The 26,659-nt window shown below is 69.8% G+C and carries 31 protein-coding genes; 20 read left to right on the top strand and 11 right to left on the bottom strand.

The genetic code is table 11. From position 1 onward, the window contains the following. Positions 1-94 precede the first annotated feature (94 nt). The 3 genes from ACHAAC_RS04140 to ACHAAC_RS04130 are packed head-to-tail and all read left to right on the top strand — an operon-like array spanning position 95 to position 3,344. Complete coding sequence (locus tag ACHAAC_RS04140; RefSeq protein WP_435714669.1) at positions 95-1,273, top strand: CaiB/BaiF CoA transferase family protein; 1,179 nt, start codon at positions 95-97, stop codon at positions 1,271-1,273. Continuing rightward, positions 1,270-2,412 carry an acyl-CoA dehydrogenase family protein gene (locus tag ACHAAC_RS04135; RefSeq protein ID WP_435714668.1) on the top strand — a complete coding sequence of 381 codons (1,143 nt, stop codon included), beginning with the start codon at positions 1,270-1,272 and terminating at the stop codon, positions 2,410-2,412. Before ACHAAC_RS04140 ends, ACHAAC_RS04135 begins: the two co-directional genes overlap by 4 nt. After that, positions 2,409-3,344 (top strand): alpha/beta hydrolase, encoded by a 936-nt coding sequence (locus tag ACHAAC_RS04130; RefSeq protein WP_435714667.1) that lies wholly within the window; start codon positions 2,409-2,411, stop codon positions 3,342-3,344. Before ACHAAC_RS04135 ends, ACHAAC_RS04130 begins: the two co-directional genes overlap by 4 nt. Here ACHAAC_RS04130 and ACHAAC_RS04125 read toward each other — a convergent pair. Beyond that, a complete protein-coding gene (locus ACHAAC_RS04125) occupies positions 3,341-4,051 on the bottom strand; it encodes a MerR family transcriptional regulator (protein WP_435714666.1) in 711 nt (236 codons plus the stop codon). The two genes, ACHAAC_RS04130 and ACHAAC_RS04125, sit on opposite strands and share 4 nt — an antisense overlap. A gap of 46 nt (positions 4,052-4,097) precedes the next feature. Between ACHAAC_RS04125 and ACHAAC_RS04120 the strand changes: the two genes are divergently transcribed. The 3 genes from ACHAAC_RS04120 (at position 4,098) to ACHAAC_RS04110 (ending at position 8,234) form a co-directional block, all read left to right on the top strand. Continuing rightward, a complete protein-coding gene (locus tag ACHAAC_RS04120) occupies positions 4,098-4,679 on the top strand; it encodes a thermonuclease family protein (RefSeq protein WP_435714665.1) in 582 nt (193 codons plus the stop codon). Between the two features lie 116 nt (positions 4,680-4,795). After that, positions 4,796-6,010: an acetyl-CoA C-acetyltransferase gene (locus ACHAAC_RS04115; protein WP_435714664.1), complete on the top strand. Its 1,215-nt coding sequence runs from the start codon at positions 4,796-4,798 to the stop codon at positions 6,008-6,010. Between the two features lie 34 nt (positions 6,011-6,044). Continuing rightward, positions 6,045-8,234: a 3-hydroxyacyl-CoA dehydrogenase NAD-binding domain-containing protein gene (locus ACHAAC_RS04110; protein ID WP_435714663.1), complete on the top strand. Its 2,190-nt coding sequence runs from the start codon at positions 6,045-6,047 to the stop codon at positions 8,232-8,234. 206 nt (positions 8,235-8,440) lie between these two features. Here ACHAAC_RS04110 and ACHAAC_RS04105 read toward each other — a convergent pair whose 3' ends face one another. Next, entirely contained in the window at positions 8,441-9,007 is a 567-nt protein-coding gene (locus ACHAAC_RS04105; protein ID WP_435714662.1) for an HNH endonuclease signature motif containing protein, read from the bottom strand. After that, positions 8,943-9,644 (bottom strand): DUF222 domain-containing protein, encoded by a 702-nt coding sequence (locus ACHAAC_RS04100; protein ID WP_435714661.1) that lies wholly within the window; start codon positions 9,642-9,644, stop codon positions 8,943-8,945. Before ACHAAC_RS04100 ends, ACHAAC_RS04105 begins: the two co-directional genes overlap by 65 nt. 47 nt (positions 9,645-9,691) lie before the next feature. On the opposite strand from ACHAAC_RS04100, the gene ACHAAC_RS04095 reads away from it, so the two are divergent. Beyond that, complete coding sequence (locus ACHAAC_RS04095; protein ID WP_435714660.1) at positions 9,692-9,979, top strand: hypothetical protein; 288 nt, start codon at positions 9,692-9,694, stop codon at positions 9,977-9,979. Here ACHAAC_RS04095 and ACHAAC_RS04090 read toward each other — a convergent pair whose 3' ends face one another. Together ACHAAC_RS04090 and ACHAAC_RS04085 are read right to left on the bottom strand one after the other, a co-directional pair. Beyond that, the gene (locus ACHAAC_RS04090; protein ID WP_435714659.1) at positions 9,980-10,225 is read right to left on the bottom strand and encodes a hypothetical protein; all 246 of its coding nucleotides are present in this window, start codon (positions 10,223-10,225) and stop codon (positions 9,980-9,982) included. A 33-nt stretch (positions 10,226-10,258) separates the two neighbouring features. Then, positions 10,259-10,465, bottom strand: coding sequence for a hypothetical protein (locus tag ACHAAC_RS04085; protein WP_435714658.1), 207 nt, complete (start codon positions 10,463-10,465; stop codon positions 10,259-10,261). Positions 10,466-10,538: 73 nt separating this feature from the next. On the opposite strand from ACHAAC_RS04085, the gene ACHAAC_RS04080 reads away from it, so the two are divergent. The 7 genes from ACHAAC_RS04080 to ACHAAC_RS04050 all read left to right on the top strand — a co-directional run bounded on the left by ACHAAC_RS04080 (position 10,539) and on the right by ACHAAC_RS04050 (position 16,864). Next, the gene (locus ACHAAC_RS04080; RefSeq protein ID WP_435714657.1) at positions 10,539-10,760 is read left to right on the top strand and encodes a hypothetical protein; all 222 of its coding nucleotides are present in this window, start codon (positions 10,539-10,541) and stop codon (positions 10,758-10,760) included. Between the two features lie 20 nt (positions 10,761-10,780). Beyond that, positions 10,781-11,062: a hypothetical protein gene (locus ACHAAC_RS04075; protein WP_435714656.1), complete on the top strand. Its 282-nt coding sequence runs from the start codon at positions 10,781-10,783 to the stop codon at positions 11,060-11,062. A gap of 216 nt (positions 11,063-11,278) precedes the next feature. Further along, positions 11,279-12,772: an alanine/glycine:cation symporter family protein gene (locus ACHAAC_RS04070; RefSeq protein WP_435714655.1), complete on the top strand. Its 1,494-nt coding sequence runs from the start codon at positions 11,279-11,281 to the stop codon at positions 12,770-12,772. A gap of 106 nt (positions 12,773-12,878) precedes the next feature. After that, complete coding sequence (locus ACHAAC_RS04065; RefSeq protein ID WP_435714654.1) at positions 12,879-13,865, top strand: ABC transporter substrate-binding protein; 987 nt, start codon at positions 12,879-12,881, stop codon at positions 13,863-13,865. Beyond that, a complete protein-coding gene (locus ACHAAC_RS04060; protein WP_435714653.1) occupies positions 13,862-14,914 on the top strand; it encodes a FecCD family ABC transporter permease in 1,053 nt (350 codons plus the stop codon). The genes ACHAAC_RS04065 and ACHAAC_RS04060 overlap by 4 nt, the downstream gene beginning before the upstream one ends. 4 nt (positions 14,915-14,918) lie before the next feature. After that, complete coding sequence (locus ACHAAC_RS04055; RefSeq protein ID WP_435714652.1) at positions 14,919-15,989, top strand: FecCD family ABC transporter permease; 1,071 nt, start codon at positions 14,919-14,921, stop codon at positions 15,987-15,989. Then, a complete protein-coding gene (locus ACHAAC_RS04050; protein WP_435714651.1) occupies positions 15,986-16,864 on the top strand; it encodes an ABC transporter ATP-binding protein in 879 nt (292 codons plus the stop codon). The genes ACHAAC_RS04055 and ACHAAC_RS04050 overlap by 4 nt, the downstream gene beginning before the upstream one ends. Before the next feature lie 7 nt (positions 16,865-16,871). Here the strand turns inward: ACHAAC_RS04050 and ACHAAC_RS04045 are convergent, their stop codons facing one another. After that, positions 16,872-17,486 carry a DUF998 domain-containing protein gene (locus ACHAAC_RS04045; RefSeq protein WP_435714650.1) on the bottom strand — a complete coding sequence of 205 codons (615 nt, stop codon included), beginning with the start codon at positions 17,484-17,486 and terminating at the stop codon, positions 16,872-16,874. 310 nt (positions 17,487-17,796) lie between these two features. Here ACHAAC_RS04045 and ACHAAC_RS04040 point away from each other — a divergent pair, with 310 nt between their 5' ends. Together ACHAAC_RS04040 and ACHAAC_RS04035 are read left to right on the top strand one after the other, a co-directional pair. Continuing rightward, positions 17,797-18,477 carry a hypothetical protein gene (locus ACHAAC_RS04040; protein ID WP_435714649.1) on the top strand — a complete coding sequence of 227 codons (681 nt, stop codon included), beginning with the start codon at positions 17,797-17,799 and terminating at the stop codon, positions 18,475-18,477. 42 nt (positions 18,478-18,519) lie between these two features. After that, positions 18,520-18,738 carry a hypothetical protein gene (locus tag ACHAAC_RS04035; protein WP_435714648.1) on the top strand — a complete coding sequence of 73 codons (219 nt, stop codon included), beginning with the start codon at positions 18,520-18,522 and terminating at the stop codon, positions 18,736-18,738. A gap of 8 nt (positions 18,739-18,746) precedes the next feature. On the opposite strand, the gene ACHAAC_RS04030 is transcribed toward ACHAAC_RS04035, so the two are convergent. The 3 genes from ACHAAC_RS04030 to ACHAAC_RS04020 all read right to left on the bottom strand — a co-directional run bounded on the left by ACHAAC_RS04030 (position 18,747) and on the right by ACHAAC_RS04020 (position 21,806). After that, on the bottom strand, positions 18,747-20,213 hold the full coding sequence (locus ACHAAC_RS04030) for an SDR family oxidoreductase (RefSeq protein ID WP_435714647.1): 1,467 nt from the start codon (positions 20,211-20,213) through the stop codon (positions 18,747-18,749). Between the two features lie 46 nt (positions 20,214-20,259). Beyond that, positions 20,260-21,384 (bottom strand): Fic family protein, encoded by a 1,125-nt coding sequence (locus ACHAAC_RS04025; RefSeq protein WP_435714646.1) that lies wholly within the window; start codon positions 21,382-21,384, stop codon positions 20,260-20,262. 101 nt (positions 21,385-21,485) lie between these two features. Continuing rightward, positions 21,486-21,806, bottom strand: coding sequence for a hypothetical protein (locus ACHAAC_RS04020; protein ID WP_435714645.1), 321 nt, complete (start codon positions 21,804-21,806; stop codon positions 21,486-21,488). 163 nt (positions 21,807-21,969) lie between these two features. Between ACHAAC_RS04020 and ACHAAC_RS04015 the strand changes: the two genes are divergently transcribed. Next, the gene (locus tag ACHAAC_RS04015) at positions 21,970-22,398 is read left to right on the top strand and encodes an OsmC family protein (RefSeq protein WP_435714644.1); all 429 of its coding nucleotides are present in this window, start codon (positions 21,970-21,972) and stop codon (positions 22,396-22,398) included. Here ACHAAC_RS04015 and ACHAAC_RS04010 read toward each other — a convergent pair. Next, positions 22,382-23,242 carry an SDR family oxidoreductase gene (locus ACHAAC_RS04010; RefSeq protein ID WP_435714643.1) on the bottom strand — a complete coding sequence of 287 codons (861 nt, stop codon included), beginning with the start codon at positions 23,240-23,242 and terminating at the stop codon, positions 22,382-22,384. The two genes, ACHAAC_RS04015 and ACHAAC_RS04010, sit on opposite strands and share 17 nt — an antisense overlap. A gap of 92 nt (positions 23,243-23,334) precedes the next feature. Here ACHAAC_RS04010 and ACHAAC_RS04005 point away from each other — a divergent pair, with 92 nt between their 5' ends. From ACHAAC_RS04005 to ACHAAC_RS03995, 3 genes are read left to right on the top strand one after another with little or no spacing between them, the layout of a single operon-like run. Next, complete coding sequence (locus ACHAAC_RS04005; RefSeq protein ID WP_435714642.1) at positions 23,335-24,192, top strand: alpha/beta fold hydrolase; 858 nt, start codon at positions 23,335-23,337, stop codon at positions 24,190-24,192. After that, positions 24,189-24,956 carry an enoyl-CoA hydratase gene (locus tag ACHAAC_RS04000; protein WP_435714641.1) on the top strand — a complete coding sequence of 256 codons (768 nt, stop codon included), beginning with the start codon at positions 24,189-24,191 and terminating at the stop codon, positions 24,954-24,956. Before ACHAAC_RS04005 ends, ACHAAC_RS04000 begins: the two co-directional genes overlap by 4 nt. A gap of 5 nt (positions 24,957-24,961) precedes the next feature. Further along, positions 24,962-25,636: a nitroreductase gene (locus ACHAAC_RS03995; protein ID WP_435714640.1), complete on the top strand. Its 675-nt coding sequence runs from the start codon at positions 24,962-24,964 to the stop codon at positions 25,634-25,636. 98 nt (positions 25,637-25,734) lie between these two features. Here ACHAAC_RS03995 and ACHAAC_RS03990 read toward each other — a convergent pair whose 3' ends face one another. Then, positions 25,735-26,577 (bottom strand): hypothetical protein, encoded by an 843-nt coding sequence (locus ACHAAC_RS03990; protein ID WP_435714639.1) that lies wholly within the window; start codon positions 26,575-26,577, stop codon positions 25,735-25,737. Positions 26,578-26,659: the final 82 nt, after the last annotated feature.

Raw genomic sequence — 26,659 nt, 5'->3', positions numbered from 1 at the left:
TACCGTCGGTATCCGACAATGGTCTCCGGATGTGCCGTGGCTCCCACTCGACCCGGTCTCGACATTGTGACAGCGCTACTGTCACAATCGTGGTGTGAACGTTCAGAGGTCCGGCCCACTCGCCGGTGTACGTGTCGTGGAGATGGTCGGCATCGGCCCCGGCCCCTTCGCGGCGATGCTGCTCGCCGACCTCGGCGCCGACGTCGTACGCGTCGATCGTCCTGGAGGAGGCGGCCTCACGCTCGTCCCGCCCGAGAAGGACCTGCTCGGGCGCGGGCGGCCCTCCGTCGCCCTGGACCTGAAGGACCCACGCGGGGTCGAGACGGTGCTGCAGCTCGTCGAGCGTGCCGACATCCTCATCGAGGGCTTCCGGCCGGGGGTGACCGAGCGACTCGGCATCGGCCCGGAGGCCTGCAACGCCCGCAACCCCGCCCTCGTCTACGGCCGGATGACAGGCTGGGGCCAGGACGGGCCGCTGTCCTCCACCGCCGGTCACGACATGAACTACATCTCCGTCGCCGGGGCGCTCGACCCACTGGGCCGCCGTCCGGAGGACGCGCCCACCTTCCCCATGAACCTGCTGGGCGACTTCGGAGGCGGCTCCCTCTACCTCGTCACCGGCGTGCTGGCAGCACTGACCCACGCTCGTTCCACCGGTGAGGGCCAGGTGGTCGACGCCGCCATCACCGACGGCACCGCGCACCTGATGTCCATGGCCGTCACGATGCAGCAGGCGGGCATCTGGGACGGCCGCCGCGGCACCAACCTGCTGGGCGGGGCCGCCCCGTTCTACGACGTCTTCGCGACGTCGGACGGCCGGCACATGTCGGTGGGGCCCCTCGAGCCGCAGTTCTTCGCGGCCTTCGTCGAGCTCATGGGGGGCGACTTGCCTGCGCAGTACGACCTCGCCCAGTGGGGCGAGCTGCGGGCCGAGCTGACCCGCCGCTTCGCCACCCGCACCCAGGCCGAGTGGGCCGAGGTGTTCGAGGGCACCGACGCCTGCGTCGCGCCGGTCCTGCCGCTCGCCGAGGCCTACGAGCACCCGCACAACGTGGCCCGCGGGACGTACGTCGAGCACCACGGCACCACCCAGCCGGCCCCGGCCCCGCGGTTCTCCGCCACCCCCGCAGCCCTGTCCACCCCGCCGACACCACCCGGGGCCGACACCCGGGTGGCACTGACCGCCTGGGGCATCGACGACGTCGACGACCTCATCACCGACGGCGTGGCCGTCCAGTCCGATCCCGCCCCCACCGATGGAGACCCCTCATGAAGCGCACGATCTTCGACGCCGACCACGAGTCCTTCCGCGACACCGTCCGCACCTTCTGCGAGAAGGAGGTGGCGCCGCACCACGATCAGTGGGAGAAGGACGGGATCGTCCCGCGCGAGGTCTGGGAGAAGGCCGGGGCGATGGGACTGCTGGGCTTCATGATGCCCGAGGAGCACGGCGGCGGCGGGATCGAGGACTTCCGCTACAACGCGATCCTGTCCGAGGAGATCACCCGCGTCGGCGCCAGCGGGATCGGCTTCGTCATCCAGACCGACCTCGTCTCGGGCTACCTGCTCTCCTACGCCAGCGAGGAGCAGAAGGCGCGCTGGCTCCCCACCTTCTGCAGCGGCGAGATGATCACGGCGATCGCCATGACCGAGCCCGGCACCGGCTCGGACCTGCAGGGCATCAAGACCACCGCCAGGCGCGAGGGCGACGAGTGGGTCATCAACGGCTCCAAGACCTTCATCACCAACGGCATCAACGCCGACCTGGTGCTCGTGGTGTGCCAGACCGACCCCGAGGCCGGCGCCGGGGGCTTCTCGCTCATCGCCGTCGAGCGCGGCGCGGAGGGCTTCGAGCGCGGCCGCAACCTGGACAAGATCGGCCTGAAGGCCCAGGACACCGCCGAGCTGTTCTTCGACGACGTCCGGGTGCCGGTGACGAACCTCGTCGGCGAGGAGGGCAAGGGCTTCATCTACCTGATGGAGAAGCTGCCCCAGGAGCGGCTGTCCATCTCCGTCGTCGCCGCCGCCGCGTGCCGCGCCTCGATCGACATGACGCTGGACTACGTCAAGGAGCGCAAGGCGTTCGGCAAGCCGATCGGCTCCTTCCAGAACTCCCGCTTCGTGCTGGCCGAGCTGGAGACCGAGGCGCGCATCGCGCAGGTCTTTGTCGATGAGTCCATCACCCAGCACAACCGAGGTGACCTCACCGTCTCCGACGCCGCGATGGGCAAGTGGTGGACCACCGAGCTGCAGAAGAAGACGGTGGATGCGTGCCTGCAGCTGCACGGCGGCTACGGCTACATGAGCGAGTACCCGATCTCCAAGGCCTACCTCGACACCCGCATCCAGACGATCTACGGCGGGACGACGGAGATCATGAAGGAGATCATCGGTCGTACGATGGGGTTGTGACGGGCTGGAACCCTCTCGAGTGGCCGAGCGCCCTGCTGGTGCGGCACGTCTTCCGCGGTGGTGGCGAGCGGACAGCGGCCTCGATGGCGACGTACGAGCCGGACGGCATCGACTCCCGGCTCGACCTCGCCTACGGTGCGGACCCCGCTGAGCGGCTCGACGTGCATCGTCCGGCGGGCGCCGACGGGCCCCTCCCGGTCGTCGTGTGGGCCCACGGCGGGGGCTGGGTCGGGGGCGACAAGTCCGAGGTCCGGACGTACCTGCAGATCTTGGCGGCGCAGGGGCATGCCGTCGTGGGGATCAACTACACGCGGGCTCCCTCGGCGCGACACCCCACCCCCGCCCGTCAGACGAGCGCGGCGCTGCTGTGGCTGGCCGAGCACGCGGAGGAGCTCGGACTCGACCCCGGACGCGTCGTGCTCGCCGGGGACTCCGCGGGAGCCCAGGTCGCCGCCCAGCTGGCTGCCGCCATGACGAGCCCGGCGTATGCGCTGGCCCTCGGGCTCGAGGCCCCGCTGCCGTCTGCCGCGCTACGCGGCGTCGTGCTCGACTGTGGCGCCTACGACCCCGGCCGGCTCGCCGAGGGCGGCGCCGGCCTCGTCGGGTTCCTCACGCGCACCACCGTCCGTTCCTACCTCGGCCGCCCCTGGCAGGAGGCCGCCGCGCAGGCCAAGGTGCTCGACCACGTCGGCCCCGACTTCCCCCGCACGTGGATCTCCGCCGGCAACGACGACGGGCTGCAGGTGCAGGGCCACGCCCTCGCTGAGCGCCTGCGGGAGCTCGGCGTCGACGTCACCGCGCTGTTCTACCCCACCGACCACCGACCGTCGCTGGGCCATGAGTACCAGTTCGACCTGGCGGGCGCCGACGGGCCGGCCGCCCTGCGCAGCACGATCGACTTCCTGGCCGACGCCTTCGACCTCTCGTCCTAGGTGCGCTTGCGAATGGTGTCGCGCTTCTCGTCGTCCACGGCCTCCTCGTAGGCGCGCACGAGCGCCTGGACCGTGAGGGGCTTGAACCGCTCCACCATCGCGGTCATCAGCTCCGGGGGATGACCCGACGACTTCAGCTGCGGCCACACCTCAGTGCGGAACAGCTCGGTGAGCTCCTGCGCGAGGGCGCGGCCGTGCCCGGTGATGATCCGCCGAGCGGCGAGGGCGGCGTCGACCGGGAGTCCGGCGTCGAGGAAGCCGATGCCGACGGCCAGGTGGGCCGCGGCCACGTTGAAGCGGTCCTCGGTGGGGGTCGGCTCCACGATGCCGATGGCCACCAGCACCTCGAGGTCGTCGTCGCTGAGGGACCGACCAGCCCGCGTCTCCAGCTCCGCGCGCTCGAGGGTCTCGGGCATCGACGGGGCCCACGGGGCCAGCAGGGTGCGGTGCAGCGCGACCTCGCCCGGGGTCGCCGCTCCGGGGATGTGGGCGAGGTAGCCCTCGATGGCCGAGAGCGTGAACCCGTGGGCCTGCAGCTCCTTGACCAGCTCCAGCCGGGCCAGGTGGTCCGGGCCGTAGTACCCGTTGCGACCCTCGCGGCGCGGCGGCGGGATCAGGCCGCGTCCGGCGTAGAACCGCACCGTCCGGACGGTCATGCCGACCCGGGAGGCCAGCTGCTCCACGCTCAGGGTGTCTGTCTCGCTCACCAGCGGAGCCTATCCACAACAGCGCCGGTTCTGACATGATCCGTGCGTGGATCAGCTCCGGGGGAAGAACTCAGCCTTGTTCATCGTGGTCATCGTGGTGGCCGCCGGCATCTGGTACTTCGTGCTCGGGGGCCCATCGGGCTCGAGCTCCAGCGTCGAGGACACGCTCACGAAGAAGCCCAGCAACGCCTTCCAGGTGAGGGTGGGGTCGGTCCAGTCCGACGGCTCCTTCCGCGGTCAGGTCGAGCCGGCGGACCGGCAGGCGAAGCGTGGCCTCGAGGCGATCGGCACCGACGAGCGGGTGACCCTGCGCCTTGCCGACCTCGAGCCGCTGGACCCGGTGCGCGACGAGTGCTGGGCCGCCGAGGGGCAGGCCGCCATCAAGGAGCTCATCGGCGGTCGGATCTGGGTCGACCCGGACGACGTCGACCAGCAGGGCCGGGGCACGTTCCTGGTCTACGCCTGGAACGCCGACGACGTCTTCGTGCAGGAGAAGCTCCTGCGCGACGGTGACGCCAGGGTCTTCGTCGGCCAGGTCAGGCCGGCCCTGGAGGACGTCCTTGCCGAGGCCGAGGAGGAGGCCGCCACGGCCGAGCGCGGCCAGTGGGGCACCTGCGCGGCACAGTGACGCGGCGTCCGTCGGTTCCCGGGGCCGCTCTGGAACTCTGACAGTGATGGTGTCACAATCGGGGTAGTCGACGTCCGCCCTTGGGGCGTCACCCCGAGCTCGCGAGGAAACTCACCATGACCGACGCGTTCATCTACGACGCCATCCGCACGCCGCGTGGTCGCGGCAAGAAGACCGGCTCCCTGCACGAGATCAAGCCGATCTCGCTGGTGAACGGCTTGCTCGACGAGCTGCGGGGCCGCAACCCCGACCTCGCCCCCAACGAGGTGGACGACGTCATCCTCGGCGTCGTCTCGCCCGTGGGTGACCAGGGCGCGGACATCGCCCGCACCGCCGTGCTGGCCTCCGGCTTCGGCCAGCAGGTCGCGGGCGTCCAGCTGAACCGCTTCTGCGCGTCCGGCCTGGAGGCCGTCAACCAGGCCTCCGCCCGGGTCAAGTCCGGGTGGGAGGACCTCATCGTCGCCGGCGGCGTCGAGTCCATGAGCCGCGTCCCGATGGCGTCCGACGGCGGCGCGTGGGCGATGGATCCCGAGACCGCCCTCGCGACCGACTTCGTGCCCCAGGGCATCGGCGCCGACCTCATCGCGACCCTCGAGGGCTACAGTCGCGAGGACGTCGACACCTTCGCCGCGGAGTCCCAGGCTCGCGCCGCCAAGGCCATCGCCAACGGCTACTTCTCCCGCTCGGTCGTCCCGGTCAAGGACCAGACCGGCATGCTCGTGCTCGACCACGACGAGTTCGTCCGCGAGGGCACGACCGTGGAGTCCCTCTCCGGCCTGGGCCCGTCGTTCGCGCAGGTCGGCGACTTCGGCGGCTTCGACTCCGTCGCGCTGGAGAAGTACCACACGGTCGAGAAGATCAACCACGTCCACCACGCCGGCAACAGCTCCGGCATCGTCGACGGCGCCGGCCTGGTGCTCATCGGCAACGAGACGGCGGGCGAGCGTCACGGCCTCAAGCCCCGGGCGCGCGTCGTCTCCACCGCCGTCGTCGGCTCCGAGCCCACCATCATGCTGACGGGCCCCGGCCCGGCCTGCCACAAGGCGCTGGCCAAGGCCGGCCTGTCCATCGAGGACATCGACCTCATCGAGATCAACGAGGCGTTCGCCGCCGTCGCGATGCGGCTGATGAAGGACCTCGGCGACTACCCGCACGAGCAGACCAACGTCAACGGCGGCGCCATCGCGATGGGCCACCCGCTCGGCGCCACCGGCGCCATGATCCTCGGCACCCTCGTGGACGAGCTCGAGCGCCGCGAGAAGCGCTACGGCATGGCCACGCTGTGCATCGGCGGCGGCATGGGCATCGCCACCATCGTCGAGCGCGTCTGATCCCCCCGACCTCACTCCAGGAGAGAACCCCCTTATGACTGAAGCAGTGCGCTACGAGGTCGACGGCGGCATCGTCAACCTCGTGATCGACGACCCCAGCCAGAACGCCAACACCATGAACCAGGCCTACTCGGACTCGATGGCCAAGGCCGTCGACCGCCTGGTCGAGGAGATCGCCGCGGATGGCGACGCGATCAAGGGCGTCATCGTCTCCTCGGCGAAGAAGACCTTCTTCGCCGGCGGCGACCTCAAGCTCATGACCCAGGCGACCCCGGACGACGCCCAGCAGCTCTTCGACAACGTCGAGGGCATCAAGGCGACGCTGCGCCGGCTGGAGACGTGCGGCAAGCCCGTCGTCGCGGCGATCAACGGCGCCGCGCTCGGCGGTGGGCTCGAGATCGCCCTCGCGTGCCACCGGCGCATCGCCGCCGACGGTCGCTACGAGATCGGCCTGCCCGAGGTGACCCTGGGCCTGCTGCCCGGCGGTGGCGGCGTCACGCGCACCGTCCGCATGTTCGGCCTGCAGGACGCGCTCATGAACGTGCTGCTGCAGGGCCCGCGGATGAAGCCCGCGGTGGCCCAGTCCAAGGGGCTCGTCGACGAGGTCGTCGAGGGCCAGGACGCCCTGCTGCCCGCCGCCAAGGCATGGATCGAGTCGGTGCAGGGCGATGAGGAGGCTGCGACCCAGCCGTGGGACCGCAAGGGCTACAAGATCCCCGGCGGCACCCCGTCGTCCCCGAAGCTCGCGCAGTTCCTGCCGGCGTTCCCCTCCAACCTGCGCAAGCAGACCAAGGGCGCCCCGTTCAAGGCGCCGCGCAACATCATGAGCGCGGCCGTCGAGGGCGCGCAGGTCGACTTCGACACCGCGTCGCGGATCGAGTCGCGCTACCTCGTGGAGCTGCTGGTCGGTCAGCAGTTCAAGAACATGACGCAGGCGTTCTTCTTCGACCTCTCCTCGATCAACGCCGGTGGCTCACGCCCCGAGGGCATCGAGCCGCGCACGTTCACCAAGGTCGCCGTGCTCGGCGCCGGCATGATGGGTGCGGGCATCGCGTACGTCTCGGCCAAGGCCGGCATGGAGGTTGTGCTGAAGGACGTCAGCCTGGAGGCCGCGCAGAAGGGCAAGGCGTACAGCGAGAAGCTGCTCGCCAAGCAGCTCGAGAAGGGCCGCACGACGCAGGACAAGGTCGATGAGCTCCTGGCGCGCATCACCCCGTCGGACGACTACGCCGACCTTGAGGGCTGCGACCTCGTCGTGGAGGCGGTCTTTGAGTCCGTGGAGCTGAAGCACCAGGTCTTCGGCGACCTGCAGGACGTCGTCAAGCCGGACGCTCTGCTCGGCTCCAACACCTCGACGTTGCCCATCACGGACCTTGCTGCGGGCGTCACGCGTCCGGAGGACTTCATCGGCATCCACTTCTTCTCCCCGGTCGACAAGATGCCGCTCGTGGAGATCATCGCCGGAGCGAAGACCGACGACGCCGCGATCGCCGGTGCGCTGGACTACGTCCGGCAGATCAAGAAGACGCCGATCGTCGTCAACGACAGCCGTGGCTTCTTCACCAGCCGCGTGATCGGCACCTTCGTCAACGAGGGCCTGGCGATGCTCGCCGAGGGCGTCAACCCGAACTCGATCGAACGAGCGGGCACGCAGGCCGGCTTCCCGGTCGGCGTCCTGCAGCTGAGCGACGAGCTCAACCTGGAGCTGATGAAGAAGATCCGCATCGCCTCCCAGAAGGCCGTCGAGGAGGAGGGCGGCACCTGGGACAAGGCCACCGCCGAGGACGTCATCGACACGATGATCGACCTGGGTCGCTCCAGCCGCCTCGTGGGCCAGGGCTTCTACGACTACGAGGACGGCAAGCGCGCCGGTCTGTGGTCGGGCCTGGCCGAGCAGTTCTCGGCATCGGCGGACCAGCCGGCGTTCGACGACCTGAAGGAGCGGCTCACGTTCATCATGAGCCTGGAGACGATCAAGTGCCTGGAGGAGGACGTGCTGCGCACGGTCCCCGACGCGAACATCGGCTCGATCTTCGGCATCGGCTTCCCGGCCCTGCACGGTGGCGCCATTCAGTACGTCAACGGCTACGAGGCGGCGGACGGCTCCATCGGCGTCGAGGCGTTCACCGCCCGCACCCAGGAGCTGGCGCAGACCTACGGCGACCGCTTCGAGCCGCCGGCGCTGCTGCTGGAGAAGGCCAAGAACGGCGAGAAGTTCAGCTGATCGAACGCCGCTGAACGCCCCCGGGACCGCAAGGCCCCGGGGGCGTTCCTCGTCAGATGTCCTTGCTGATCTGTTCCCACACGATCCAGGCCGACGACGGCGCCGGCGAGGACGAAGACGACGAAGCGGACGGCGAGTGAGTCCATGATTCCCCGTGGATCGATGTCTTCCTGATGATGACATCACCGAGGCAGGGCGTCCCGCGGTCAGGGCACGTAGTCCACGACCGTGGTGGCGAGCAGGTGTTCCGCCTTCGACGGATCGGGTGGTCGGGGGAGATGCTCGGTGCTCCCGGCAGGGGCGGTCCGGCCGTCGGGCAGGACCCACTGCAGGACTTGGTGTCCCTTGAGTGTGTGGTGCCGTCGGCACAAGGCCCAGATGTTCGATGCGTTGGTGGCCCCGCTGGGCCAGGGTTCTCGATGATCCAGATCGCAGCGTTCAGCCGGCACACGACAGCCCGGGGCACGACATACGCCGTCCCTGAACTGGATCGCCTTGGCGAGCAGCTCTGGTGCGAAGCGTCCGACGTATTCGTGGGCCAAGACGTCTGAGGTGATCGGGTGGATCAGCAGTCGATGCCAGAACGCGGTTCCGTTAAGTGCTTCGTCGAGGATCCAGGAGGCGGGGACGGCCCAGGAGCCGTCGGTGGCGTCGGCGAATCCGTTCTTGAGTCCGGTGAGGACGTCGGCCTCGATGGTCACGGCGATGTCAGAGACGAGCGTGGTCTCGGTGGCTTCGCTGGTGGTGGTCCAGGAGGCGAGGAGGTCGGCCATCCTCTGGGGCTTGGTGCGTGGGTCGTCGGCACCCAACGCTTTGGCCTCGCGGACGAGGCGCTTGCCGATGGCCGCGGCGACGTGAGGGAAGGTAGGCGTTGAGCCAGGCCATGGAGTCCTCCACGTGCACGACCTCGACGTGGCGGTCCTCGCGGGCCTTCTCGGCGCGCTCGCGCTGCAGGTCCTCCTCCACGCGCAGAACGAATCGCTTGAGCCAGACCCGGAGCTCGGCGACGGTGTGGCCGGTGGCGTAGGCGATGACCGATCCGTCCAGCCGCAGCCAGGACTCCACACGCTCCAGACGGTCCAGCGTGGAGGAGATCTCCCGGACCCGGGCGGCATCGACCCTGCCCGCCTGGAAGGCCAGCCAGGTGCGTGGTGCCCGCTCGTGGACCCGGTCGGCGACCGCGAGCCGGGCGTGCACCTGGGCCTCGGACAGCCCGGCCGACTGGGCGATCTCCAGCACGACCCCGGCCCGCTCGGCCAGTCGCCGCAACGGCGACTCCAGCGCATCGATCCGGGCCAGCTCGGCATCGCGGAAGGCGACCATCGCCGTCCACTCACCGGCCTCGGCCTGCGCACGCTGGCCCGCGAGCTCGGTGATCCGAGCACTCGAGGGAGCCTGCGTAGTGTCCATAAATCAAACATACATGCGATCACTGACACCATTTTCGCACGCGATCGATGTCATCGTGCAGGACAACCAGCCACGGCGGCTCCGGGGGCCAGAAGAGCCCCGGCCCGACGATCGAGAAGGCGCAGACCGTCCTCAACCGCTGGTGCCCCGCGGTGAACAACCACGGTGGGTTCGGGCGGTGGGGCTATGTAGAGATTGACACGATGTTCAGGGTGCGGGAGACGCTCGCCGGGGCGATCGAGTCGGTCTACGCCGACGGGTTGGTCATCGGGGACGCGGAGGTCATGGACTTCGGGCGGACAAGGGCCAGCGAGGTGCTCGGTGGCCTTCGCTGATCAGCGCGCTCGCCCGAAGCGCTCGTGGGCCGCCTGCCGTGTCGTGTCCATGGCGGCGCCGATGATCGTCCAGGAGTCACCGGCCTCGCGCGCGGCCTGGACGGCCTCGCGCAGGCCATCCTCGGCGTCGGAGACCTGCTGGCGCGCCGCGACGATGCGTCGGAAGTGCACCGCGTCCCGCGCCGGCGCCGTGGCGGGGTCGAGGTCGTCGAGGCCCGTGGCCTCGTGCTGCGTCACCTTGGACATCTCATCACCTCAAGTAGTCGTGGAACCTCGGTCTCAACAGGTCGGCGTGGATGATGCGGGTCGGCTTCCTGCCGGGACCGCGACGAGCTCGAGGAGTCGGCCGGAACGACCCGGGCCGATGACGAGCAGCCGGTCCTCGCCGTCGTACTCATACTCCACGAGGCGGAGGGCGTTCTCGAAGGCGTGCTCGATCTCATCGGCGGACATGCCGTGCCGGTAGGCCGCCCCCGCGATCTCCACACTGTCAAGTGTGCCCTGACAGTTCACCAGCGTCAAGTCTGCCTTGACGGAGCCGATGTGAGGAGCGCTCTCCATGGCGCGTAGAGCCAGACCGACCGGACCCAAGCCCGTCGAGGTGCACACCCACACCGACAAGCGGCCGAACATCCCCACGGCCGATGCGCAGGAGCTTGTCGACCCCGATCTCGCGGAGTCGCGGTGGGTGGGAGTGGAGCGCCGGCTGCCCACCCCGGAGCTGCTGTGGCGGACCTCTCCCACCTGCGGGATCGCCTCGCCGTCGCGCGCGACCTGCTGACCGAGAGTGGTAGCTGCTTCGTGCAGATCGGCGACGAGAACGTGCACCTCGTGCGGAGTCTGATGGACGAGGTTTTCGGCCCGGACTTGCTTGAGAAGACCGGCACCGGCAACTTGTTCACGGTCCTCGGCGAGCCCGACATCGACGTACGGCAGGACGATGCCGGCGTGGTCGTCGAGCTCCGCGGTGTCGACGTGTACGACCCGACCACGGGCGAGGTTGGCAGCGACGGCACCGACCGGATCGCCCTCTGGATGATCGACACTGACTACGACGAGGAGTCGTTCTACGTCCGCCACTGATCGATGCCGACGCATGGGCGACCCTCTACTCCACCGTTTCGCGCCCCTTCGACCGCCCGACCACAGGCAAGATCGCGGTCAAGGCGATCAATGACTACGGCGACGAGGTGATGAAGGTCTTCACCGTCGAGTAGTCCGCTGTGATGGGGCGGCCCTCCTGGATGACATTTCGGTTTCCCGCTTGCCATGAGACCTCAGTCACGGTTGGCTGTCCCGATGGACGTCTCAGGCCTCGAGTCAGGCATCGACCGCTTCTTCGCTCCGGTGGCGGACTTCGTGTCCGGCATCATCTTCTACGAGCTGACGATCGGCGGTGTTGCGTTCCCGTTGATCGTCTTCTGGCTCGTGATCGGTGCGCTGATCTTCACGGTCGCCTTCAGGGCCCCCCAGACTTGGGGCGTCGGCCACGCCATCGAACTCGTTCGAGGCCGGTTCGACCGACCGGATGACCCCGGCGAGGTCACCCACTTCCAGGCATTGGCGTCGGCGCTGTCCGGCACGGTCGGGCTCGGCAACATCGCGGGTGTGGCCGTCGCCGTGACCCTGGGTGGCGCGGGTGCGACGTTCTGGATGATCGTTGCCGGCCTCCTGGGCATGTGCACCAAGTTCGTGGAGTGCACGCTCGGCGTGAAGTACCGCGAGCAGCACGAGGACGGCACGGTCAGCGGCGGCCCCTTCCGCTACCTGCCCGTCGCCTTCGCCCGCTTCGGCTCGGCGGCGTCCACCATCTTGACCGGCATCTTCGCCGTGGCGATCTTCTTCTTCGGCGCTGTCGGCGGCAACATGTTCCAGGCCAACCAGACCTTCGCGCAGGCGCGCAACGTCACCGGCGGCGACGACGGGCCGCTCGCCAGCGACGGTGCGTCGCTGGCCTTCGGCATCGTCCTGGCCATCCTTGTGGGCTTGGTCATCATCGGCGGCATCAAGTCCATCGGACGCGTCACCGAGAAGCTCGTGCCCTCCATGGCCATCGTCTACATCCTCGGATGCCTCACCGTCATCGTGGTCAACATCGACCATGTCTTCCCGGCTCTCGGCGAGATCATCACCCGCGCGTTCAACCCCGAGGGAATTACCGGTGGCATCGTCGGCGTGCTCATCATCGGGTTCCAGCGCGCCGCCTTCTCCAACGAGGCCGGCGTCGGCTCGGCTCCCATCGCCCACTCCGCCGTCAAGACCCGCCGTCCCGCCAGCGAAGGCTTCGTCGCCCTGCTGGAGCCGTTCATCGACACCGTCGTCATCTGCACGATGACCGCCTTGGTCATCGTCATCGCGGAGCCGCAGAGCTGGTTGGACGGCCAGGCCGCCGTCGCCGCCGGCGAAGCCCCTGACCCCGACGGCGTGGTGCTCACCTCCGACGCCTTCGAGTCGGTCATCTCCTGGTTCCCGATCGTGCTTGCCTTCGCGGTAGCCCTGTTCGCCTTCTCCACCCTCATCACCTGGGCCTACTACACCCAGAAGGCCTGGACCCACCTGTTCGGCCGGTCGGTGCTCAAGGAGCGGATCTTCCAGGTCATCTTCTGCCTGTTCACGGTCTTCGGCTCGGTCGTCACCCTGAGCGACGTCATCGACCTCGCCGACTCGATGCTCTTCCTGTGCGCATTGGTCAACATCTTCGGCCTCTACCTGCTGCTGCCGGTGGTCCGCAAGGAGATCAAGGAGTACTGGGCGGACAAGAAGGCCGACCGGTTGGTGCGCGCGGAGGACTGACGCCGGGGTGCGGACGACGTGACCCACTCCACCTGTGTGATGAGGCTTTCCTAAGTTAGGGTGGCCTGTGGCTCCGGGACGGTCCCGGGGTCAGCACAGGAGAGTCATGTCGCGCATGCGTCCTCTCGTCGGCCTGGTGGCCGGCGCCGCCCTGGCCCTCGCGGCCTGCGGCACCACCTCCCCGGAGTCCGGCGGCGACGCCTGGACCTACGAGTCCGGCGACGGCAAGACTCACACTGCCGACGAGGTTCCCTCCCGGATCATCGCCCAGGCGGATGCAGCAGCTGCCCTCATCAGCAACGGCATCAGGCCCGTCGGCATCTTCCTGAGCCAGCCGCTGGACGAGACCAAGTCGCTGAGCGGCCTCGACCTCGAGGGCATCGAGATCGTCGGCGAGACGTGGGGGAAGATCGACGGCGAGAAGGCTGCCTCCCTGGACCCCGACCTCATCGTCTCGGGCTACTGGGAGGTCGAGGAGGCCTATGGCGGCCTCGAGGAGAGCGTGGACGCGGAGACCAAGAAGGTCGCCGACCTGGCGCCGGTGGTGGGCCCGGCGGTCGAGGACTCCGTGGTCTCCATGCTGGAAGGCTTCGAGGAGCTGGCCGTCTCCTTGGGGGCCGACGTCGACGCCCCGGACGTCGCCGAGGGCAAGGCGGCCTTCGAGAAGGCCAAGCAACGCTTCCAGGAGACCGTGGCCGCCAACGAGGGACTGACGGCCCTGGGCGTCTCCCCGGCCGACGACCTGCTCTACGTGGCGGTGCCCGAGAACTCCGCCGAGCTGTCGGACTTCACCGACTGGGGCCTCGACGTGATCGTCCCCGACGCGCCGGACCCGAGCTTCCCCTACTGGGAGAACCTGAGCTGGGAGCAGGCCGACAAGTACCAGCCGGACCTTGTCCTGATGGACGACCGAACCTACGACTCCAGTCTCAGGACAGCCGAGAAGCAGCCCACGTGGGATCAGATCGACGCCGCCGAGTCCGGTGCGATCGTGCCGTGGCCGGCCTTCTGGATCAGCACGTACGCCGCCTACGCCGATCAGCTCGACCAGCTGAGCGACGCCATCGACGAGGCTGACCCGGGCCTCACGTGACGACGCTCGCCGAGCGGGGGACCCCGACGTCGACGCCCGAGCGGACTCGCTCGGGTGCGGGGCTGACCGCCGGGCTGCTCGCCGCGCTCGGCGTCCTCGCCGTGGTGGCCTTCGTCAGCATCACGTTCGGATCGCGCGGGATCACCCTGGCCACGATCTGGACGGCCTTCGCCGACTTCGACCCGGACTCCGCGGCGCAGACCGTGATCCGCGAGCTGCGCGTCCCGCGGACGCTGCTGGGCCTGCTGGTGGGATCGGCACTCGGCCTCGGTGGTGCGGTGCTGCAGGGCGCGACCCGCAACCCGCTGGCCGACCCGGGGATCATGGGCGTCAACGCAGGCGCAGCGGCGTTCATCGTCGTGGGGATCCTCGTCCTGGGTCCACTGCCGCTGAGCGTCACGGTGTGGTTCGCGTTCCTGGGGGCGGGCGCCGCCACCGCCGCGGTCTACGCCGTGGCCTCCTTCGGCAGGGAGGGAGCGACGCCGATCAAGCTCGCGCTCGCCGGTGCGGCCATCAGTGCGGGCCTGTACTCGGTCACGACGGGCGTCGTCATGACCAGCTCCGCCGCCCTCAACGAGCTGCGCTTCTGGCAGGTCGGCTCGCTCGCGGGGCGCTACTGGCCGGTCCTGACGCAGGTCGCCCCGTTCCTCGTGCTGGCCATCCTCGTGGCCCTGGCGTGCGGCCGGCTGCTCAACGGCCTGGCTCTCGGCGACGACATGGCCACCGCCCTGGGTCAGCGGGTACGTCTCACGCGGACGGTGCTGTTCGTGCTCGTCGCGGTGCTGTGCGGGGCGGCCACCGCGGCCTGTGGTCCGATCGTCTTCGTGGGGCTCGTGGTGCCGCACATCGCGCGAGCCATCTGTGGCCCCGACTATCGATGGATCATGGTCTACAGCGCGGTGCTGAGCCCGATCATCCTGCTGGCTGCCGACGTCGCCGGCCGCGTCGTGCTGAGCCCGAGCGAGCTGCAGGTTGGCGTCGTGCTCGGCGTGCTCGGCGCCCCGGCATTCATCGCTCTCGTCCGCTACCGCAACCTCGCGGAGCTCTGAGCCGATGAGCGTCGAGACCCTGACCCCGCCCAGAGACGAAGACAGCGACGCGCCCACTGCGGTCATCGACGACCGTCGCTCGCGCCGCCGTCGTGCCGTCGTCGTCACCTCGGCGCTCGGGCTGCTGGCGCTGACGCTCTTCGTGGTCACGATGATGGTCGGTGGCTCCCGGCTGTGGCCGTGGGAGGTCGTCGCGTCCGTGCTGGGGTTCTCAGGGGACCCCGCCACGGACTTCGTCGTCCGCGGGCTGCGGCTGCCGACGGCGACGACCTCGGTGTTCGTCGGTCTCGCCCTCGGCGTGGCGGGCCTGGCCTTCCAGCGACTGTTGAACAACCCCCTGGCGTCACCGGACTTCGTGGGGATCTCCACCGGTGCGAGCCTGTTCGCGGTCACGTCGATCATCCTGCTCAACTTGGCCGCGATCCAGGTCGCGGGGGCCGCGCTCCTCGGCGCCCTGCTGACCGCCTTGCTCATCTACCTGCTCGCCTGGCGTGACGGCATCACCGGCTACCGCTTCATCCTCATCGGGATCGGCATCAGCGAGCTGCTGCGGGCACTGGTGGGCTGGGTCATCGCCCGGGCGGAGCTGTTCGACGCACGTGAGGCGATGACCTGGTTGGTGGGCTCCTCCGGCCGGGCCGGCACGGTGGAGCTGCGGATCCTGGTGGCGTCGGTGGCGATCCTGCTGCCCATCATGCTGCTGCTCTCGCGGCCGCTCGGCGCCCTGGAGCTGGGCGACGAGACGGCCAAGGGGCTCGGCGTCGGGGTCGAGGCCGCGCGGATCGTGGTCCTGGCGATCGCCGTCGTGCTCGTCGCGGTCGCCACCGCGGCGGCCGGTCCCATGGCGTTCGTCGCCCTCATCGCCGGACCGATCGCCGTCCGGCTGCTCAAGGGCGCGGGGATGGGTCTGCTGGCGGCGGCGCTCGTCGGCGCGTGCATCGTCCTCGCCGCAGACCTCGTCGCGCAGAACGTGCTGCCGGTCGCGCTGCCCACGGGCGTCGTCACCGGCGCGGTCGGTGCCCCCTACCTCATCTGGCTCCTGATCCACGTCAACCGGGAAGGACGCGGCGGATGACCCCCTCCTCCGACCAGCAACGGCACGACCTGCGAGCCCAGGACCTCAGCCTCGGCTACACCGACACCGACATCGTGTCCCACTTGGACGTGCAGGTGCCGCCCGGGCAGATCACGGTGATCGTCGGGGCCAACGCCTGCGGCAAGTCCACCCTTCTGCGCGGCCTGGCCCGTCTGCTCAAGCCGCGCTCCGGCGCCGTGATGCTCGACGGCGAGGACGTCGGCGGCATGCGCAGCATCGACGTCGCCAAGGTCGTCGGTCTGCTGCCCCAGACACCGGTCGCCCCCGACGGGATCACGGTCGCCGACCTCGTCGGCCGGGGTCGCTACCCGCACCAGGGGTGGTTCCGGCAGTGGCGTCCCGAGGACGACGAGGCCGTCCAGGCCGCGCTGGAGGCCACGGGGACCGCGCCGCTGGCCGACCGCCGCATCGCGGAGCTGTCCGGTGGTCAGCGCCAGCGCGTGTGGGTCGCGATGACGCTCGCCCAGGACACCGACGTGCTGCTGCTCGACGAGCCCACCACCTACCTGGACATCAACCACCAGGTGGAGCTGCTGGACCTGCTCACCGACCTCAACCGCTCGCACGGCAAGACGATCGTGATCGTCCTGCACGACCTCAACCTGGCGTGCCGCTACGCCGACCACATCATCGCGATGAAGCAGGGCAGCATCGCCTGCGAGGGTGCCCCGCGCGACGTCATCGACGCGAGCGTCGTCACCGACGTGTTCGGCCTGTCGTGCGAGGTCGTCCCCGACCCCGTCTGCGGCTTGCCGATGATCGTGCCCCGCGGGCGCCACCACGTGCAAGCCCTGACGCCCGACCCCGAGCCGGACCCGGGGTCGGACCCGGAGCCGGCCACCGCCGACGCCTGAGGAGTCGTCACGGCAGGAGGTGCCAGCACAGGAGCGCGAGCCACGACCAGCCCACGACGATCGCGAGCTTCTGCAGCAGCCCGGTCCGGGGGCCGTCGGCCTCCCACGCGGCCCCGAAGGCGAGCAGCAGGATCGTGAACGCGACCGCCGTCACCCCGGAGGCGACGGCCCACGCGGCGTCGTCGATCACCAGGACGGCCACGGCCGCCGCCGCCGGCAGCGCGGTGAACACCACGGCCCCGGCCCAGTCGTGCACCCGGTGCTGCATGCTCACGACCTCGGGCGTGTCCTTCGTGGCGCCGGGTGGGTAGCCCCGCATCGGATCCATCCGGAACAGGCCGGAGACGACGAGAGCCACGCCGAAGACCGCGATCGCGAGGCCGAGCACGAGGCTGCCCGAGGCCGCTCGGACGCCGATGGATGCGACGGTGACGGCCAGCCCTGCGAGCAGGAAGCTCACGGTCTGCAGCCACCTCCGAGGCCCCAGGGCCAATGCGCTGACCGTGTGGTGCATCGGCTCGTAGCCGGCACGGGTGGTGCCGTCCAGGAGGAAGGTGATGACGAACAGCGGTGGCGCCAGGACGCCGCAGGACAGCGTCAGCGTCACGAGGGTGTCGTTCATCGAGGTCTCCTGGTGGTGCGGGCCGGCGCGTCGGCCACGGTCCCCGCCACGGTGGACCGGACCGAGTGCCCTGCGCCAGTGCCGATCGTCACGGAGCCAGCCGGATGAGAGGCTCCGGCGCGTCCTGCCCGCTTCGGGCGCCCGCGCGGTTGACACTGGTGGGCACCGGTCGCGACGGAAGGACCACCATGAGCGAGCGCCAGCTGGGGGTACCACCCTGCACGAAGCGAAGCGGAGTGCTCGGGGGAGAGAACGGGGAGCGCCTCATGCGAGCACGCTCCTACGGTGGGTTTGCAGAGGACGTGGTCGCATGAGCACGCACACGGTCGAGACGAGCTCGTACCCGGTCGATGAGTGGGACGAGCGCAGCGAGCGCGTCTACACCGGCGAGGAGCTTCGGGCGTCCGAGGCCCCAGTGCTCACGGCCGCGGAGCGTCAACGTCAGGCGTACGGCGGCGTCAGCGCAGGGGCCGCCTTCTTCGGCTGGCTGAGCGCCCTGGGGGTCGTGGCCCTGCTGGCCGCGGCCGCGGGCACGATCGCCGTGCTGCTCGGCCTGGTCCAGGGGCCGTCCGACACTGGCAACCTGGTCGTCGGCCCGACGACGGCCCTGACGGCCGCGATCGGCGGCACCGTCCTGCTCGTGATCGGCGCCTACTCCGGCGGGTACGTCGCGGGACGGCTGGTGCGCTTCGACGGGGGCCGCCAAGGCGTCGCCGTCTGGTTCCTCGTGGTCCTGGCCGGCCTCTTCGTCGCCGGCGCCGCCGTGATCGCCGATGCTCAGTACGCCGTGCGCGAACGAGCCGCGTTCCCCGTCGTCAACATCCCCACGGGCGACCTCGTGCTCGGCGGTGCGATCACTCTCGGCGTCGTCCTGCTGCTGACGGCGCTCGTCGCGGTCGGCGGGGGCAAGGTCGGCGTCCGCTACCACGCCAAGGTGGACCGCTCGGCCCTCGACCCCGCCACCCCGGTGGAGCCGGACGAGACCGCCTGACTCGGCGCTGCGGGCTCGCCCGGCCCCTCCTACCGTGGACTCATGACGAGCTACGGAAGCACCGAGATCGAGACCATCCAGGCAGTGGTCGACCGCGTGAGCAGCTACCAGGACGGGGCCCCCGAGGGCACCGTCGCGGCCGAGCTCCGCAGGGGCCTGTACGAGGCCGGGATGGAGATCGACGAGAGCGAGATCGACTCGCTGGCCGATGCGATCGAGTCCGCGAACGGAGACGTCTCCGCCGCCTCCGTCCTGGGCTGACCGGCCCCCTACGCCTCGAGGGCCTCGGCTGCCTTGGCGATGTTGCGCTGCATCGAGCCGAAGATGATGCCGTGGAACGGGTAGATCGCCCACCAGTAGGCGTGGCCGAAGAGCCCTCGTGGGTGGAACAGAGCACGATGGTGGAACGTCGTGGTGCCGCCCTCGGTGGAGCCCACCTGCAGCTCCAGCCATGCCAGTCCCGGCACGCGCATCTCCGCGCGGAGCCGCAAGAACGTCGCGTCGTCGGTCTCCTCGACCCGCCAGAAGTCGAGCGCGTCGCCGACCCGGAGGTCCTTGTCGTTGCGTCGGCCTCGCCGCAGCCCCGGCCCGCCGACGACGCGATCGAGGATGCCGCGTACCCACCAGGCGAGCGCCCAGGAGTACCAGCCGTTCTTGCCCCCGATGCCCTCGATGACCGACCACAGTGACGCGGGGGCGGCGTGGACCTCGCGAGTGCGCTCGTCGGTGTAGAGCGAGCCGCCGGCCCAGTCAGGGTCCGAGGGCAACGGTTCCGAGGGTGCTCCCGCGGGCGTGGAGGACGACCATCGCGTGGGGACCTCGAGGTTCTGGATCCGGGTCAGTGCCAGCTCCACGGCGCGGTCGAACCCGATGAGCCCCTCCGGCGGATCGGGCACGTACCCGCGGATGTCGTCGTCGGTGGCGACGACGGTGTTGCGCAGCGACTCCACCAGCGGGCGGGCGATGGACGCGGGGACGGGCGTGATGAGGCCGACCCAGTGGCTGGAGAGCCCGGGGGAGAGCACGGGGACCGGGAGCACCCGGCGACGCGGCAGACCGGCGACGGCCGCGTACCGCTGCATCATCTCGAAGTAGGTCAGGACGTCCGGGCCGCCGACGTCGAACGCCCGGTTGACGTCGGCGGGCAGGTCCGCACAACCGACGAGGTAGCGCAGCACGTCGCGGATGGCGATGGGCTGGATCCGGGTGTGCACCCAGCGCGGCGTCACCATGACCGGGAGCCGCTCCGTCAGGTAGCGCAGCATCTCGAACGACGCGGAACCCGAGCCGATGACGATGCCGGCCTGCAGCACGGCGGTCGGCACACCGGAGTCCAGCAGTGCTTGGCCGACGCGCTGGCGGGAGGCGAGGTGCTCGGAGAGCTCCTCGCCCTCGGGGTCCATGCCGCCGAGGTACACGATCCGCGAGACCCCGGCCTGCTGGGCCTCCTCGGCGAAGCCCTCGGCCATCTCGCGCTCGGTGTCGGCGAATCCCTCGCCGCTGCCGATGGAGTGCAGGAGGTAGTACAGGACGTCCACGCCCGCCATGGCACGCGTGACGTCCTCGCGGTTCGTCGCGTCGCCCTGGACGATGTCGACGTGCTCGGACCACTCGTGGGCGCGGGCCTTGCGCTCGTCGCGCACGAGGACCCGCACGTCGTGGCCGGCATCGAGGAGCTGGGGGACGAGGCGTCCACCGACGTAGCCGGTGGCACCGGTGACGAGTGAGAGGGGCATGCCCTCCAGTCTCCCGGCCTCCCGGTGGTGACGCAGCGCGAAGGATCTAGAAGAGTGCTCCCTGAGCACGATGCTGGGCGGGCAGCTCGCGCCTGGCCAGCACGTCGAGGAAGTCACGGTTGACGAAGAGACGGTCGCGTCCAAGCTTGATGTCGTCCAGGAGCCCCGCACCGGCCAGCGCGGACAACCAGCTCGTCGCGGTCGGCCGAGACACTCCGCAGCGCTCCATGACGATTCCGATGCGGCAGTACGGCTGCTCGAAGAGCAAAGAGAGCAGCTCGGCGTCTGATCCTCCGCGAGAGACAGTCCGGGCACGGGCCGCGAATCGGTCCTGCAGCTCACGAACGGCGCTGATCTTGCTCAAGGTCGACAGCGAGGTCTGCCGCACGCCGTCGAGCACGTAGAGGATCCATTCCTCCCACGTCCCGCGCTGTGTCACGTCGAGCAGCAGCCGGTAGTACTCGGACTTGGTCTCGATGATGTAGCGGGACAGGTACAGGGTCGGCTGATGAAGCATGCCCGCCGAGACGAGCATGAGGATGTTGAGGATGCGTCCTGTCCGTCCATTGCCGTCAGCGTATGGATGGATGGCCTCGAAGTGATAGTGCGCAGCGGCCATCCGGACGATGGGGTCGAGGTCGTCGTCAGCATGGATGTAACGCTCCCACTCGCTCAACTTCTCAGCGATGACCTGACGGCCTTCAGGAGGGCTGTAGGTGACCTCCCCGGTGGCACGATTCCCGATGCGCGTGCCGGGAAGCGCCCGGACGTCCATAGGCTTGCCCTTGATGGTGCTGCAGATGGCGGAGGCCGTGTTGACGGTGAGCCCGCGTGTCACGGTGGCCTCGAAGCCGGTGCGCAACGCCGTGCGGTACCTGAGAGTCTCTCGGGTCGCGGGGTCGTCGGGGGCCTCGTCGTCGCTCAGATGACGAAAGAGATCGTCCGAGGTCGTCACGATGTTCTCGATCTCCGAGCTCGCCTGGGCCTCCAGCAAGGGAATGGTGTTGATGAGCACCGAGGGATTGGGGATCGACCGCGCGGCTTGGTCGAGCTGCGCGAGGGCCCGATGGGCCGAGACCGCGGACTTCAGGACGGCGCGAGTCTCCAGCTCGCCTGGGCCGGGCGGGGGAGCGAGATCGTTGAAGGGGACGTCGGCGCGCCAGCTGGTCATGTCAAGAGAGTGACACCCGCAGGAGCGTCATGTAAAGAAAGTGCAAAAAAATTTTACATGTTTTGCTGGTACGTCAAGCTTCTTGCCATGACCTCTGAGGATCAGCCGACGCGGTGCAGCTCGACGTCCTGGTAGGCGTGCGCGTACGGGAAGTCCAGCGGCCTGCCGGGTGTCCCAGTGGGCACGACGAGGCCCGGGTCGGGGATCGCGACGTCGCACTCCGGCCGGTGTCCGTCGTTGCGGCGCACGAGCCGGTCGCCGATGACCGATCCGAGGTAGCGGCCCTCGACGTCCACCACGTCGCAACCCTTCCACGGCTGGACACCCAGACACTGGCCGTCCACGGCGAACACGTACCTGTCGTCCCAGGTGCGGCGGAAGGCGATGGGGTTGCCGTCGATGTCGAAGAGGTAGATGCTCATGCGTGCTCCGGTGCCGCTTCCAGTGGCTGGTGTGACAGGTGGGGTCAGGGAGAATCTAACCTCGCCGCCGCCGTGGCGCGGGCGAAACGCCGAGAAATGACCCTGAAGGATCAGCCGCCGTGGGCGGTGCGGGGGAGTGAGGTGCCCGCGAGAGGATGGGGTCATGAACGACGAGCACAGAAGCATCGAGATCGAGCGCGTGGGCCGGGGACGGTTCCGCGCCACCAACACGCGGGGCGGGACGCTGGAGCTGGGCCAGGGTGAGGATGACTCCTTCACGCCGGTCGAGCTGCTCCTGGTGGCCATCGCCGGGTGCAGCGCCGTGGACGTCGACCTGCTCACCACCAAGCGAACCGAGCCCGAGCGGTTCACCGTCGCGGCGTCGGGGGAGAAGATGCGTGACGATGCCGGCAACCGGCTGCGTGACCTCCTGGTGGAGTTCGACGTCGAGTTCGGCGACGACGATGCCGGCCGCGCGGCGACCGAGCGGCTGCCCGGAGCGGTGGCGACGTCCCACGACCGGCTGTGCACCGTGAGCCGCACCGTGGAGACGGGGACCCCCGTGCAGGCGAGGCTCAGGCCCCCATCGTGAGGTTCGGGTCGTGGGGGCCCTTGGGCTCGACCCAGAAGTCGAGCGCGAGGTCCTCCTCGGCGCCGCCGTTGAGGTAGACGGAGAAGTCGGTCACGCCGGCCGCCTCGAGCACGTCGTCGTCGATGAAGAACTGGCCGGTGACCTCGCGCGAGGGCTTGATGAGGATCTCGTGGGCGGCGTCGGCCATGATCTGCGGCGTTCGTGAGTGCTTCAGAAGCCCTGCGCCGACGACGTTGCGCACGGCCGCGGTGTCGATGGCGGTGCGCGGCCACAGCGAGTTGGCCGCCACGCCGTGCTCGGCGAGCTCACCGGCCATGCCGAGCGTCACGATGCTCATGGCGTACTTGGCCATCGTGTAGGCCGTGTGCCGGGTGAACCACTTGGGATCGGTGCTGATCGGCGGCGACAGCGTCAGGATGTGCGGGTTCGCCGCCTGCTTGAGCCAGGGGATCGCGGTCTTGGACAGCAGGAACGAGCCCCGGGCGTTGATGTCGTTCATGAGGTCGTACTTCTTCATCGAGACGTCCTCGGTGCTCGACAGGTCGATCGCGCTCGCGTTGTTGACCACGATGTCGATGCCACCGAACCGCTCAGCCGTCTGCCGCACCGCCTCCTCGACGAACGCGTCGTCACGGATGTCACCCACCAGCGGCAGGGCCTGTCCCCCGGCCCGCTCGATGGCCTCGGCCGCCGTGTGGATGGTGCCGGGGAGCTTGGGGTGCGGCTCGGTGGTCTTGGCCAGCAGGGCGACGTTGGCGCCGTCTGCCGCCGCCTTGACGGCGATCGCCTCGCCGATGCCCCGGCTGCCGCCGGACATGATGATGGTCTTGCCGGCCAGGCTCATGCGAGGCTCCTCGTCAGGGGGATGGTTCCTCGCTATCGTGCTGGGTGGAGCCTGAAACAGTCAAGGCTGACGGTTTGTTGTTCGGAGGAGTCATGGAACGTCCCGCGTGGTTCGACGCCGCGCTCGCCGAGGAGCCCGAGCACAGGACGGTCGACGTCGGGGGCGCGGCGATCGCCTACCGGTCGTGGGGGCCGGTCGGCGCACCCGTCACGGTGCTGGTGCACGGCGGTGCTGCGCACGCCGGGTGGTGGGACCACGTGGGCCCGCACCTGGCCGATCAGCACCGGGTGCTCGCGCTGGACCTCTCCGGCCATGGCCGCAGCGGGCACCGGGAGACCTACACGCTCGAGCAGTGGGCCGGTGAGGTCCTCGCCGTCGCCCGGTCCGAGGACTCCGACGCCCCTGTCGTCGTGGGCCACAGCATGGGTGGCTTCGTCGCCCTCACGGCAGCGCGCGAGCACGGAGCGTCGCTGGCCGGCGTGGTCGCCATCGACTCCCCGGTACGGCAGATGTCTCCCGAGGCGCGAGCCTGGCTGGACTCCCACCCCGACCCGCCGCCGCACAAGGTCCACCCGACGCGCGAGGCGGTCCTCGCGCGGTTCCGCACCCTGCCCGAGGACGACGCAACCCTGGAGTTCGTGCGCCGACACATCGCCGAGGAGTCCATCGCTGCGGTCGAGGGCGGCTGGTCGTGGCGCTTCGACCCCCGCATCTTCCTCAGCACGCGGATGGAGCCCTCGGCCCTGGCGGCGGCGCAGTGTCCCGTGGCCCTCCTGCGTGGCGAGCGCGGGATGGCGACCCGCGACATCACCGCGACGGTCGCGCGGGAGCTCGGCGGTGGCGTCCCGGTCACGACCGTCCCAGACGCCGGGCACCATGTCATGCTCGACCAGCCGGTCGCCCTCATCGCGGCCATCAACGTCCTGCTCGGCCAGTGGAGGCGCACATGAGCACGCATGAGCACGACCCCGGCGACGAGATCGTGGTCAGCACCAAGGACGACGTCCTCACCATCACGTTGAACCGGCCGGACGCGCTCAACGCCGTCGACGGGCCGATCCTGCAGGCCGCGGCCGACGCCGTGGAGCAGACGACGGCCCGAGTGGTGGTCATCACCGGTACCGGACGGGCGTTCTGTGCCGGGGCCGACCTCCACCGCATCCAGCAGGGCGGAACCCAGGCCGGCGGCAACCGACTCGTCCGCACGATGCTCTCAGCCCCTCGCCCGGTGGTCGCCGCCGTCAACGGCCCGGCGGCGGGCATCGGCAGCTCCGTGGCGCTCGCGGCGGACCTGACCGTGGCGCACGAGTCGGCCTACTTCCTGCAGGCGTTCGTGAACATCGGCCTGATGCCCGACGGGGGCGGCACGCAGCTCGTGGCGGCTTCCCTCGGCCGCGCCCGGGCCCACCGGATGGCCCTGCTCGGTGAGCGGCTGCCCGCCGAGGAGGCGGCCCGGCTCGGGCTCATCGAGCAGTGCTGGTCCGACGGCGAGTACGCCGACGGTCTCGCCGCCCTGGTCGAGCGCCTGGCCGCGGGCCCGACCCTCGCCTACGCCGAGACCAAGGCGGCCCTGAACGCCGCGACCCTCGCCGGCCTGGACGCCACCCTGGACCGGGAGATGGCCGGCCAGGACCGGCTCGGTGCGAGCAAGGACTTCGAGGAGGGCGTCGCCGCCTTCCTCGCCAAGCGACCCGCCACCTTCGAAGGACGGTAGACGACATGAGGGCTTCTGACGTGGGCGCCGACGTGCTCGAGCAGGTGCTCGGCGAGCGGTGGAGCTGTCGCGGCTACACCGATGAGCCCGTGGCACCGCAGACCTTGGATCGGCTGCTCACCATGGCCGGCCGCACGCCGTCGTGGTGCAACACGCAGCCGTGGAACGTCGAGGTGACCTCCGGCGAGGCGACGGTGCGCCTGAAGGAGGCGATGGCGGCCGACGAGCGGTTCGGGCCCGACATCGACTTCCCCGCGTCCTACGACGGCGTCTATGCCGAGCGGCGGCGGGAGTCCGGCTGGCAGCTCTACGAGGCGGTGGGCGTCGCCAAGGGCGACCGCGCCGGCTCCGCGGCTCAGACCATGCGCAACTTCGAGTTCTTCGGGGCACCGCACGTCGCGATCATCAGCACGACGGCGTCGCTGGGGCCGTACGGCCTGGTCGACTGCGGGCTGTACGTGCAGACCTTCCTGCTCTCCGCGCAGGCACTGGGGCTCGGTGCGTGCGCGCAGGCGGCGGTCGCGATGCGGTCAGAGTTCCTTCGTGACTGGTTCGCGATGGACGACGACCGCCAGATCGTCTGCGGCATCGCGTTCGGCCACCCCGATCCGAGTCATCCCACCGCGTCCTATCGCACGACCCGCGTGTCGCAGCCCGAGTCGGTCACCCTCCACGACTGACCGCGGCAACGGTGCGCCCGCGGTGCCGGGACAGACGACGGCCCCGAGAGCATCATGTGGCTCTCGGGGCCGCCGTCGGGATCAGCGGATGCTGTCGTTCAGGCTCCGGTGTCGACGCGCTCCGGGCGAGTCGGCGCGGCCGGGGAGTCCTCGTCGTCCTCGTCGCCCGCCTGCGGATCGCTCGGGGCGGGGTCGGTCGGGATGGTGCCGTCGTCCTCGGTGGCCGTGACGTAGTAGTTGACCGTCCCCTCGGTGGCGTCGATGGAGACCCGGAAGGCGTTGCCGGGGCTGGCGTTGATGATCGTCAACGTGCCCTCGCCGGAGCCGTCCGGTCCGAGCGTGGCGGCGAAGTCGCCGATGGTGTCGTACTCGCCGGTCTCGGGGTTGAAGAACTCGATGTCCCCATCGATCGACTCGTCGGGCTGGAAGCCCGCGAACTCGAGGTCGATGCCCTCGGCCAGCTCGCCGACGGTCGCGTTCTCCGGGCCGCTGACAGACAGGCCCTCCTCGATCGTCAGCTCGACGCTGTCGCTGACGAACTGGGCCTCGCCCTCAGCGTCCTCGTAGGAGTAGCTCGCGGTGGCCGTGTACTCGGGGAACCCGTCGGCATCCGGGGCCACGGGCGCAACCTCGCGCGGCGGGGTGATGTTGCCGGTGTAGGAACCGTCGGTCTGCTCGTCGGCCTGGATCGGGTCGGCAACGGGGCCGGCACCGTTGCGACCCGCAGACCCGATCGTGAGTGTGATCTCGTCGACCTCCTCGGGAACGTCGGTGACGACGAAGTCGACACCCTCGCCCCAGCTGCCGGCGGTGAACGTGTCGTTCTCGACGGCGAGGCTGATGGGATCACCGAGGTCGGCGGAGGCGGGAGCCGCGAGGACCCCCAGGCTGAGGGCGCCGGCGCCGACGAGGGCGAGCGCTCCGCGCGTGATGTTTCGCATGTGGTCCTTTCGATCGACCACGCGTCGTGGCGCGGTCGCAAGTGAGCAGAATGGCGCGATTTACTCCAGCGCTCTCACGAGA

The organism is Aeromicrobium sp. CF4.19, assembly GCF_051262555.1.
Lineage (GTDB): Bacteria > Actinomycetota > Actinomycetes > Propionibacteriales > Nocardioidaceae > Aeromicrobium.
The sequence above is the reverse complement of the archived record's forward strand: the minus strand, read 5'-3'. Positions and strand labels throughout refer to the sequence as shown.